The 11,929-nt window shown below is 26.9% G+C and carries 10 protein-coding genes; 1 reads left to right on the forward strand and 9 read right to left on the reverse strand.

Annotated features, from left to right (window positions below):
- Positions 1–146: 146 nt before the first annotated feature.
- From KGF45_RS04670 to KGF45_RS04710, 9 genes are all read right to left on the reverse strand, one after another.
- On the reverse strand, positions 147–956 hold the full coding sequence (locus tag KGF45_RS04670; protein WP_227827306.1) for an MORN repeat-containing protein: 810 nt from the start codon (positions 954–956) through the stop codon (positions 147–149).
- A gap of 246 nt (positions 957–1,202) precedes the next feature.
- The gene (locus tag KGF45_RS04675; RefSeq protein WP_227827305.1) at positions 1,203–2,069 is read right to left on the reverse strand and encodes a YitT family protein; all 867 of its coding nucleotides are present in this window, start codon (positions 2,067–2,069) and stop codon (positions 1,203–1,205) included.
- A gap of 511 nt (positions 2,070–2,580) precedes the next feature.
- Positions 2,581–3,270, reverse strand: a complete 690-nt coding sequence (locus tag KGF45_RS04680; RefSeq protein ID WP_227827304.1) for an LrgB family protein — start codon at positions 3,268–3,270, stop codon at positions 2,581–2,583.
- Entirely contained in the window at positions 3,263–3,634 is a 372-nt protein-coding gene (locus KGF45_RS04685; RefSeq protein ID WP_227827303.1) for a CidA/LrgA family protein, read from the reverse strand. The genes KGF45_RS04680 and KGF45_RS04685 overlap by 8 nt, the downstream gene beginning before the upstream one ends.
- A gap of 180 nt (positions 3,635–3,814) precedes the next feature.
- Entirely contained in the window at positions 3,815–5,161 is a 1,347-nt protein-coding gene (locus tag KGF45_RS04690; RefSeq protein WP_255611364.1) for a tetratricopeptide repeat protein, read from the reverse strand.
- 181 nt (positions 5,162–5,342) lie between these two features.
- Entirely contained in the window at positions 5,343–5,936 is a 594-nt protein-coding gene (locus KGF45_RS04695) for a GAF domain-containing protein (RefSeq protein ID WP_227432784.1), read from the reverse strand.
- Positions 5,937–6,000: 64 nt separating this feature from the next.
- Entirely contained in the window at positions 6,001–7,470 is a 1,470-nt protein-coding gene (locus KGF45_RS04700; protein WP_227827301.1) for a VanW family protein, read from the reverse strand.
- A gap of 123 nt (positions 7,471–7,593) precedes the next feature.
- Positions 7,594–8,985 (reverse strand): UbiD family decarboxylase, encoded by a 1,392-nt coding sequence (locus KGF45_RS04705; RefSeq protein ID WP_227841932.1) that lies wholly within the window; start codon positions 8,983–8,985, stop codon positions 7,594–7,596.
- 164 nt (positions 8,986–9,149) lie between these two features.
- Complete coding sequence (locus tag KGF45_RS04710) at positions 9,150–9,398, reverse strand: hypothetical protein (protein ID WP_255612780.1); 249 nt, start codon at positions 9,396–9,398, stop codon at positions 9,150–9,152.
- A 264-nt stretch (positions 9,399–9,662) separates the two neighbouring features.
- Here KGF45_RS04710 and KGF45_RS04715 point away from each other — a divergent pair, with 264 nt between their 5' ends.
- Complete coding sequence (locus tag KGF45_RS04715) at positions 9,663–11,786, forward strand: peroxiredoxin (protein ID WP_227827298.1); 2,124 nt, start codon at positions 9,663–9,665, stop codon at positions 11,784–11,786.
- Positions 11,787–11,929: the final 143 nt, after the last annotated feature.

The raw sequence follows: 11,929 nt of genomic DNA on the forward strand, positions 1-11,929 counted from the left end.
TAAAAAACTTCACTAAAAATTTCTAATATATACATTATCATGTATTAATACTGATAATATATACTGATTAAATCCTATTAACATCTGTTTATATTTTTTTTATTTAATAAGTATTATAAAAAAGCTTTACCTATTAATAGATAAAGCTACAATCTTAATGAAAATATTTCATCTAAAGTTCTGTCAAAGATAGATGGCTTATCAAATTTCCAAGTTCCTTCATAAACTAATTCATTATTTAGATAAAAAGTACCTTGGCCATGCTTTTTACCATGCATAAATTCTCCTACATATTTCTTTCCTTTTGCCCATATGTAAGTTCCTTTTCCATGAATCAAATTATTTTTCCATTCTCCTTCATAAAGTATTTCTCCTTCACTATTATAACAAATACCATATCCCTCCATCTTTCCACCTTTAAATTCTCCTGCATATATACATCCATCATTCCATTTATAGATGCCTTTTCCATCTTTTTTGCCATTCTTCCAAGTTCCAATATATTCATCTTTACTGTTATAGAGCATATTCCCAATGCCATTCATCATGTCTTCCTCAAAATAACCTATATACTCATTACCGTTTGAAAATACAAAATTTCCTTTTCCATTTTTTTTATCTTGTTTAAACTCTCCTATGTACTCCATATCAGTTCCTTCATCCACAAAAAAAGTATATGAACCTTGACCTTCCATCTTTCCTTCTAAAAACTTTCCTACATATACATCTCCATTAGAAAATTTATATATTTTATTTTTTGGCTTTTTTGTGTCTACATCATCTATATCTCGAATTGTTTTTCCTTCTAATTCCAAGACTTCACTTTCTGATGCAAAATCACCTTTTTTTAAAACACGTTTTTTCATATTTTTTATGCTTCTAATCTCTTTGTTTACTTCATTTATATATTTTAAATAATTATCATACAAATCAACATATTCTTTAGATAAATTCATAATGCCATTCCTCCAACGTTATTCATAGATATTTTATTAAATCTATTAAATTTATTATATCCTAATATTGGTCATGTTTTCTACACATTGAGTAATTTTTTCAATTTTAATTTTAAAATAATCTCTTTGAAAGTGATACACAAATAGTAAATAAGCCATAGTTTATTATATTTTAAAATAAATGAAGCTGAGGACTATAATATATAAATTTACATATTACAAACCCTCAGCTTATATTTTTATAGTTTATAAGTCTTTTGCTTTAAATCCTCTTCCTTTTACCTCTGTAACATCATTTACAGATATAAATGCTTTTTTATCATATTTTAAAGCTATATCCTTTATCTTTGGTATCTCATTTGATGAAACTATTGTATATATAATCTTCTTTTTTTGATGAGTGTATGCACCCTCTGCATCCAAGAAAGTTACACCTCTAACTAAACTTCTCATTATGTCTTCTGCTATTAAATCGACTTGAGTTGACATTACCATAACAGATTTTTGATAATTCATTGCATCTTTAATAAAATTCATTGAATATGCATTTAGAAATAATCCTATGAGAGTATATAATGCTAAATCTAAACCAAATAAAAAACTTCCTGTAAGTACTATTAAACCATTGATTGCTAAAGCAGTATCTTTCATTTCTATATTTTTCTTAATTTTCAGTATTGCAGCTATGATGTCTGTACCACCTTGAGAAGACCTAGTTCTAAATACAATACCAACTCCTAAACCAGATAATACACCTCCATACACACTTTGAAGTAATATATCATTGATAGGTATGATATTACTTACTTCCTGAGTTGCACCTAATAATAATGAAAATACAATCATATTGAATAAACTTGAAATACAAAATTCCTTTTCTAGGTATATAAAACCTAAAATAAATATTGGAATATTGATTAAAAATGTTAATAGACCCACATTGATATTTGTCAAATAGTTTATAGATGTTGCTATACCTGTAGCACCTCCACTTAATAGATGTGCTGGTCTTAAGAACCCATTTATTCCTATAGATGTCATCAACATCCCCAGTAGCATTGTTAAATATCTTAAAGCTGGATGTTTCTGTAGGGTATTCTTAACTTCACTCATTTCTTTCTCCCTTCAATTCTTCTAAATCCTTAGAATTTTAAAAACTTACTTATATATATATTATTACTGATGTAATAGATAATATTTCAAGCAAATTTTTTCATAGAATTTCTTGAACTGTCATCTATTACATCATCTATTATAGTATCTTTTTTATATATGTCTAGTGTATTTTTTTATATTCCAAAATTTCAAAGTACTTAAATTCTCTCATTTATGCTTCAAATTAAAATTCTTCTAGCACAATATGATACTATATATTATGTAACTTGCAATATAGTAAATTTATAGTATTTTTTCTTAAATATTTATTTTTATAGTATTTTAGTAAACTTAACCATATAATGCTTTATTCATAATTAATTTTTAAATGAAATTTTTGTTTTTATAATTTCAGCACATGATTTTTTTATTTCATTATTTGCATTTTTTTAATTTAGTTTTTATTTTAAAATTTTTTTATTTTATTTTTGTTTTAAGAATTCAAGATACCTATTGTTATTTTATATTTTTATATAAAATTCATTATAATCGGGATTAATATTACTGTAATTGTACCAGAAACCCCAATAGAAACTCCACTCATCGCTCCTTCCACTTCTCCAAGTTCAAAAGCTTTAGTTGTTCCCAAAGCATGTGCCGATGTCCCAAGTGCAATTCCTTTAGCAATTGGATGATTTATATTTCCAAGTTTAAATACAGTAGAAGCAACCATCCCCCCAAAAATACCTGTAAAAATTATAGCTACTACTGTTATTGACTCTACACCATTTAAAGAATTTGCTAAAGATATTCCCATTGGTGTTGTTATAGATTTTGGAATAAGTGAATTTATTATACTTACATCTGAATTAGCTATTTTACCAATTATTAATACAGATACAAAGGAAATTATTATACCACAACCTATTCCTATAACAATCTCAAGCATATGCTTTTTAAATAATTCAAACTGTTTATAAAGTGGAACTGCAAGCACTACTGTAACAGGTCCTAAAAAGAAATTTATGCTATCTGCTCCTATCTTGTAGTTTTCATAAGGAATTTTTGTTATGCTTAGAAATAATATGATTCCTACAATAGCAATTAACATAGGATTGCATATAGGATTATTTGTTTTTCTCTGAATGTATCTCCCTAAATTAAAAAACACGATTGTTACTATTATGCCAAATACTGGCGTTTGTAATACATTATACATTCTTTTGCCCTTCTTCCTTCTTTTTTATCATTTTTTCCACTATAATTCCAGTGGTATACATTACCACTAGTGTACTTAGACATATAACTAGCAAAAGTACTAATACATTTTCTTTTATTAGGTCTAATGATTTTATAAGTGATACTCCTGCTGGTATAAAAAATACAGCCATATTATCAAGGAAAAATCCACTTATATTTTCTATACTACTTAAATCCAACACTTTAAATTGTAGCAATAGGAATAATAATAGCATGCCAACTATACTCCCAGGAATAAGTATAACACCTTGTATAAATGAGCTTATATACTCTCCTATTACCCATATACATAAAATTATTACTAATTGATTGAAAACTTTCATTTTCCACCTCCAAAAACTAAAGAGATTGTTTCAAACCATATATTTGTAGTTTTATCAACAAGCAAATATCCTTCTTCAAACAGAAAGTTATGATTTAATACAATCTCTCTTTAAATTTATTTTTATTTTAATTTAATAAAATACATACTTGGTTGTTTCAAAAAACTTAATTATATAAATCTATTTTTTGCTTAAAATTTCTTTTATTTTTGAATTGTTATACATACTATCTGGAACTTCACTTCTTAAACTATAAAAAGTTTTTTTTGCATTTTCTAAATCTCCATTATCATAATAAAGCATGCCTAACTCATAGTATGAATCATCATAGTATTGGTCATTTTTAGTATAAGTATTTATATACTTCTTATAATACTTTATGGCTTCATCCTTATTTCCCAATGCTTTATTTGTTATTGCTAATTGATATATTGATTCAGAAATATATTTTTTAGTTTTCCCTGAGGAAACTATACTTTTGAAACTATCTATCGCTTTTTCATATTCTTTATTTTTCTTTAAATCCAAAGCCTCATAGTATAAATCTTCCTCATTAGCTACAGTTATTTCTTTTTCTGGTTCTTTATTTTTAGCTTCATCTAACTCTTTATTTGTTTTTTCTAATTCTTTATTTGTTTCACCCAGTTTTTTATCAGTTTCAGTTAACTTCTCATCTTTCTTACTTATTTGATTATTCAAGGTTTCTATTCTCTTTTTACTTTGAATAAAATATACACCCATTGCAATTACAATACAAGCAAGTACAATATATGGTAAGCTATTTTTCTTCTTTTTAACTCGTTTTTCTTCTTCTTTTTTACTTGTATCTTCTTGTTTTTCTTCTTCTTTTTCAAATACTGGATTATCTTTATCTATCTCTTTGAGTCTGTCCAAATATCCTTCTCTCTTTTTTACATTACCTAGTTTATCATACAATAAAGATAAGATTACATATGGTTCTATTAGTTGTGGTTCTTCCTCTACTATATTCTCCAAAATATGTATTGACTCATAATTCATTTCTTCATTTATAAACCTTATAGAATGATTGTATCTGCCTAAAAATGTTTTGAAATCTTCAGATGAAATTAAATTAACATATTTTCTTGATATATGATTATTTTCATAACATAGAGCAGTATAAAAACTCTCAAATGCTTTAGCAAAGTCACATTTTAATAACTTTAGAAGCCCTCTAAGATTTAATATATCAATATCTTTAGGATTTATTTCTAAAGCTTTATTTACCATATTAATAGCACTAGTTATATAGTCTTTATATGCTAAATCCAATGCATTATTGTATCTCTTATATGATTCTAATTTTAACTCCTTTGATGTTGTGTCTGACTTTGACTTCAAAGCTCCTTGTAAATTTAAAAGAGTCTCTTCTTTATAATTGGTAGTCACATAACTTTGCTTTAATGCTTTTAGTGTCTCATCACCATCTTCTTCTTCTATGTTAAAAAAAGTCAAATCGCTTTTATTTTCTTCTATCAAAGATATATCTAAAATTTTTCTAGGCATGTTTTCTATATCTTGTTTTATATCTTTCACTAAAATAATACTCACCTCCACTTCAAAATATATATTTAAGATAACATATTTAATATGTCAAGTCAAAACTATACATTTTTTACCATTATTCTCATAATAAAAAAGGTAACCCCATTCTTTTTATGAAAAGGTTACCTTTTTTACAATATTACTAACTTTTAATGTTGAACTTTTTTACTTTCCTATAAAGTGTAGCTATGCCTATATTCAATGCTTCTGCTACTTTTTTCATTCCTTCTGTATTACTTCCATATTTTTTGATAGCATTTTCTATAGCTTCTCTTTCAAGGTCATCCATAGTCTTAACCTCTTGTTTGTATAGTTCATCCAATTTAAAAGATATTAAATCAGACATACTCCTTACAAAAGCAGTTAACTCCTTATCTTTTGAAAGTATCTTTTCTTTTTGCTCTTCATTGAATGCAGCTATACCCAAGATTCCAAGTATATGTTCTCCCATTTTAACAGGAGTACATATATCCGCTAACTCTTTACAGTTTTCTCTATTTGCACATTTATTGCAGTTCTCTTCTATTTCCTTATTTATAACATAGGATTTTCCATCTTTTAAAACAAGAGAATACACAGATTTCTCTGATATTGTTTCTCCTATTTTACCTCTGAATATTCCTGTTCCTGCTATCCTAGTTAAATCTTTTGTAACTAAAGTAACATCTACATCTAACACATTAGAAATATTCTCGCAAATACTTTGAACGTAATTAGTTATATTATTTAAATTCAAAGTAATCCCTCCTATTTAGATTTATATTTTTTAATACTCTACATAAATCCTATTCTTGAGAACTTTAAGCTTGTGGTTGTGGTTGTGTCTCACTAGGTTTATTATCAGTTGGTGGTGTTTCTGGTTTTGGTTTATTATCTGTATTTTGGTTATTTGTATTTTGATTATCTTTATTTTCATCTGTCTTTGGCTTTTCTTCTGGTTTTGGTTCCATAGTTCCAACTAATATAATACCTTCCTTCTTAGGATAATATGAATTAGCTATTTTTTCAGTTTTAATTTTCTTGCCATTTGCATCATTAAATGTTCTATATGTTGATACAGAGTATGCATTTCTTCCACTCTTATCTACTTTTTCTTTTCCTTTAGGCATTGAAGAATCATTGACCCTCTTCATTGTAGTTTGTGAGACACCATCTAATTTTGTTGATATTGTTATATTCTGTTTATCCTCTGCACTTCCATATATATTGCAAACAAGTTGATTTCCTGAAACGTAATTTTTTATGTAAATTGGATGCTTAAGATTGTTTTTAAATAGGAAATCTATTCCACTGTCTGCAACAGTAGCATCTCTTCCTTTTGGAACATAACTTGATGGTATCGTATGATTTTTTACATTAGTAATTTCTAAGCCTGCATATAAAACAGAATTATATAGTGTCGATGAAACTTGGCAAACTCCTCCACCATAATCATCTTCCATTTCTCCCTCTACTATAACAGGAGCACTTTTATATCCATTTGCTTTGCTTCTTTTTCCTGTATGTTCATTAAACGAAAAAGTTTCTCCTGGCATAAGTAAAATGTTACTTATACTATCTGTTGCTAATTTTATATTTATACTTCTATTTACTTGAGAAGTTTTAAATGTTGTTGCATATTTACCTAAATTTGTGTCTATATTAGCAAGTTGCTCTTTTTTTATTTTTGCTGAAGTAGCTTTTACTACTAACTTATTTGTATACTTTCCTTTTTTAACCTGACTATCAAAACTATTCATACTCTTAGAAATATCCATTTTAAGTCCATCAGAATCTGGTACAACCTTTACCTTTTCACTACTTATATCAATCGTTGCATCTTTTACCTCTACATCTATTTCTTTAGCTATCTTTTCCATTTCTGCTTTTAATTTATTTTTATCATAATTTGTTACTACTACTAAATCACTCTTTTTACCAAAATTTGCTGAAATAGTTTTTGATAAGTTGCTAAAGAAACCATTCTTTCTATTTAGATTATATGCATTTTCTACAGTTTTATCCAAATCAGCAGATAAATTTAAGTCTTGACTTTTAACTTTCCAATTTCTATTGTTGTAGTTAAATTCAACATTATCTAAATTGTATTTTTTAGCTAACTCCTGCTTAGCCTGCGATTTAGTTAATCCTCCAACACTTATGCCATTAACATATGTGTTTTTTGCTATTTTCTCCCCTTTGAACTGCATGCACATTATACCTACAAATATTACTAATAATAATGCTACAGCTCCAATAGCTATAACTAGCTTTTTGTTCACATTAATCATCCCTTACTTCTCCTTACAATAAAATTATTTATATACACCTACTATTATATTACTACATAATATGCCTTAAAAAACCAAAAACTTTTTAATTATATAATAATTTAACATTATTGATATAAATAACTAATATTCACTTAATCCTTTTTCTGATATGGAATATATTTTTTCATTGTATATGTTGATAGCATAAACTTCTTTTCCTCTAAATAATCCTTTGTTTACTACAGCATAATAATAAATATTTTTTTGTTTTCCAAATAATTCTTCTAAACTTTTTTTACTTTTCACATATTTATCAGCTTTTTCTATATCCAATATATCAACCTTTTTATATTTATTTTCTTTCTCATCAAGGGTATTAGTCAACACAAATTTAGCTTTATCTTTAGTAATACCAAATTGATAACTTCCATCTTCTAATATTCTAAAATATCCTTCTCCATAATCTACCTTATAATCTTTTTTACCATCTTTATATGAATATAAATCTTTAGTTTTTGCACTTATTAAAACTTCATTTATTAATTTATCGTACTCATATACCTCAGCATAATAGTATTTATCGTTTTTTACCATTTGTGGAAGTGAGTTTATAGATAGATTTGCCTTTTCTTTCCCACTTTTTTTAGAGATTATATTTATAATGTCATCAGATGTTAAAGTATACAATGATAAATTCTTTTTATACTTCTTCTCTAAACTTTGTACCTTTTCATCGTCTGAATAGTCTTCTTTTAGATAGTCTATATACTGTAATGCCTTCTCATAATCACCAGAAGTGTTTGCTTCTTCTGCTTTACTCATATAGTAATCATACATTTCTTCAACACATTGTTTTTTAGCGTTTTGAGCTAGATTGTAATATTTTTCGTCTTCTTTTAATACTTTATTATATTTTTCAATAGCATCATAATACTTATATACTTTTTGGTCTTTTATTGCAGAGTCATAAACATCTCTAGATTCTTTAATTGTTTCTACATTTTGCTTGTATACATCTAGGTTACCACCTATACCATTTAAAATTGAAATAGTATTTATGTAAGCAATTGCCACATTGTAAGTAATATTTTCTTCTTTATACATTTCTCCAACTCTATCAGCTTGAGTTATTAAATCATCTACATTTATATTTATTTTATCTAATGATTTTACTGTATTTATTAGTCCAATAAAACTTTCTTGACTTATATCTCCATCTAAATATTTGTCACCACTATTTAATAATAATTTATTTATTTTTTTAGAAACGGATTTATTAAATCTTTCCATTTTTGAATCAGAAAACTTTTTATCTACACTTGCATAGTAATCCACAGCAATAGAGTATTGTCTTTTCTCTACAATTTTTAACAGCTCATTTGCTTCATTTCCTACACTAAATTCATTACTACTTAAGAAAAATACTATGATTAAAACAAGTATGCCTAATGCTGATAATGAAACTGCTACTATAGATTTTCTTTTTTCATCAATAAAATCTACAGTTTTTTCAAATAAATCTCTAAAATTCATTATAGTTCCCTCTCTATTTAGCAATATTTATATTTATGATAAACTAAATTTCTTATTGGTTATTATATCATAATTCCTGAAAAAAAATAAAAACACAAGTTAAATCGTGTTTTTATTTTACCTACCAATCATTATTTTATACATAAATATTTCCTTTACATAAATTATGATATCTTTCTTTTTATATCCCTAGAATGACTTTTTTGTTTTTTATTAGCACTGACATTTTTCATTCTTGTTGTATGTATAGTTTTGTTAGCAAATATTTTTCTAGCATTGCATAAAACAACTCCTGTAGTCAAGCATACTGTAAGCACACTCGCCATTAAAAAGTAATAATCCAATCCTACATGTACTCCCATAACTGAATTTATTAATACTAATGCAAAAGTCATTGCAAAACATATCATCATGGAGATAACTAAAATTCTTAGAATTTTTTTCAATTCAATCACCTCGTATAATCACTAATATTGACACTACCCCTTATCCATTACTATACCAAATTAGTAAAAAAATAGCAATTATTATTGTCATTTATATTACGAAAATATTAAATATTTTTAATAAATATCTTTTTTTGACATTAGTATTCATTCATTTTAATAAAATAGTAACACTAATCTGTGCTAATTAATAGAATGAAATAAATGATAATTTATTGAGGGGTGATTTACATGCCAAATTTGCCAAGTTTAGGATCCAAGGCGCCTGATTTTAAAGCCAATACAACAGATGGCCCTATTAGACTATCTGATTACAAAGGTAATTGGGTTGTTTTATTTTCACATCCTGGTGATTTTACACCAGTTTGTACTACTGAATTTTTATGCTTTGCTAAATATTATGATGAATTTAAGAAAAGAAATACAGAATTAATCGGCCTAAGTGTTGATAGCAATAGCTCTCATTTAGCTTGGATGTACAATATGTTTTTACTTACAGGTGTAGAAATCCCATTCCCTATCATAGAAGATAGAGATATGAGAATTGCCAAATTATATGGCATGATATCAAAACCAATGAGTGATACATCTACCATCCGTTCTGTCTTTATTATAGATAATAATCAAATATTAAGAACTATTCTTTATTATCCATTGACTACAGGCAGAAATATACCAGAAATACTTAGAATAGTAGATGCTCTTCAAACTAGTGATAGAGATAATGTAGTTACTCCTGCAAACTGGTTCCCTGGAATGCCTGTTATTTTGCCATATCCTAAAAACTATAAAGAGTTAAAAAATAGAGTAAATAGTTGTAATAAAAAGTATTCATGTATGGATTGGTATCTATGCTTTGTGCCAGATAATTACACAGATGAAGAATATACTAAAAATATTGATGATACTTACAATTGTAAAAAAGAACATACTAAAAATATTGAAAATGATTACGAACAAGAAAATGTTAAGTGTATAAACAAATCTCATGACCACAAACAAGAATACAATAAGGATGTTAAAGATAGTTGTGATTGCGAACAAAAACATACTAAAAATACTAACAAAATTCATAACTCCAAACAGAATAAACTTAAAGATAAATCCTGCGATGAAATAAAATACAAATATGATAAATGTAGTAAAGAGGATAATAGCTATGATAAATGCGATAAAGAAGATAGTAGCTATGAGGATTTCTATAAACAAAATTACAAAAATTATGATTATACAAGTGAAAAAAATTCTAAAAAAATAGCTATGAAAACATTAAAAGACTCAAAAAAGTTAGTTAGACCACAAATAAATGACCCATATAATCCAATAGTTGAAAATATAAATTGTCCAGATATAAATCCGATTGTAATGGAATATGTTCTTGGTAATCCAACTAATGTAGATGCACAGCTATTAGATGCAGTTATTTTCGCATTTGCTGAAATAGACCAATATGGTAATTTATTTATTCCTTATCCTAGATTCTTAAACCAATTACTTGCGCTTAAAGCTGAAAAACCTAGCTTAAAAGTAATTGTAGCCATTGGCGGTTGGGGAGCTGAGGGATTCTCTGATGCAGCTTTGACTCCTACATCTAGATATAACTTTGCAAGACAAGTCAATCAAATGATAAATGAATATGCTTTAGATGGAGTAGATATAGACTGGGAATATCCTGGAAGTGGTGCAGCTGGTATAAAATCAAGACCTCAAGATAGAGAAAATTTCACACTTTTACTAACAGCTATAAGAGATGTTATAGGAGATGAAAAATGGCTTAGTGTAGCTGGAACAGGAGATATGGGATATATAAACTCAAGTGCTGAAATAGATAAAATAGCTCCAATAATAGATTATTTTAATCTTATGAGTTATGATTTCACAGCAGGTGAAACAGGACCAAATGGTAGAAAACATCAAGCAAACCTTTTTGATTCAGACTTATCCTTACCAGGATATAGTGTTGATGCAATGGTCAGAAACCTTGAAAATGCTGGAATGCCTTCTGAAAAAATCCTTCTTGGTCTACCATTTTATGGAAGATTAGGTGCTACTATAACAAGAACTTACGATGAACTTAGAAAAGATTATATAAATAAAAATGGATATGAATATAGATTTGATAGAGTTGCTCAGGTTCCATATTTAGTTAAAGATGGAGAATTTGCAATGTCATATGATGATTCATTATCCATATTCCTAAAAACTCAATATGTGCTTAGAAACTGTTTAGGTGGTGTATTCTCTTGGACATCAACTTATGACCAGGCAAATATATTAGCTAGAACTATGTCTATTGGTATAAATGACCCTGAATTGTTAAAAGAAGAACTTGAAGGTCTTTATGGCCAATTCTAATTAGACATAATATAAAATTTTATAATTTTGCCATATAAAAAAGCAGATTGCATTATATTAAATGAGCTTTACTTAATTGATAATAATATCAATTATTTTGAAATCAGAAACTTATCTTATTATAATACAATCCTGCTTTTTTT

Origin of the sequence: Clostridioides sp. ZZV14-6154, from assembly GCF_020657785.1 — a bacterium.
In the GTDB taxonomy this organism is placed as follows: Bacteria; Bacillota; Clostridia; order Peptostreptococcales; family Peptostreptococcaceae; genus Clostridioides.

Excerpts from the sequence above, each read along its gene's own strand:
- KGF45_RS04670 (WP_227827306.1), bottom strand. The coding sequence starts at position 956 with ATGAATTTATCTAAAGAATATGTTGATTTGTATGATAATTATTTAAAA.
- KGF45_RS04675 (WP_227827305.1), bottom strand. The coding sequence starts at position 2,069 with ATGAGTGAAGTTAAGAATACCCTACAGAAACATCCAGCTTTAAGATAT.
- KGF45_RS04680 (WP_227827304.1), bottom strand. The coding sequence starts at position 3,270 with ATGTATAATGTATTACAAACGCCAGTATTTGGCATAATAGTAACAATC.
- KGF45_RS04685 (WP_227827303.1), bottom strand. The coding sequence starts at position 3,634 with ATGAAAGTTTTCAATCAATTAGTAATAATTTTATGTATATGGGTAATA.
- KGF45_RS04690 (WP_255611364.1), bottom strand. The coding sequence starts at position 5,161 with ATGCCTAGAAAAATTTTAGATATATCTTTGATAGAAGAAAATAAAAGC.
- KGF45_RS04700 (WP_227827301.1), bottom strand. The coding sequence starts at position 7,470 with ATGATTAATGTGAACAAAAAGCTAGTTATAGCTATTGGAGCTGTAGCA.
- KGF45_RS04705 (WP_227841932.1), bottom strand. The coding sequence starts at position 8,985 with ATGAATTTTAGAGATTTATTTGAAAAAACTGTAGATTTTATTGATGAA.
- KGF45_RS04710 (WP_255612780.1), bottom strand. The coding sequence starts at position 9,398 with ATGATGATATGTTTTGCAATGACTTTTGCATTAGTATTAATAAATTCA.
- KGF45_RS04715 (WP_227827298.1), top strand. The coding sequence starts at position 9,663 with ATGCCAAATTTGCCAAGTTTAGGATCCAAGGCGCCTGATTTTAAAGCC.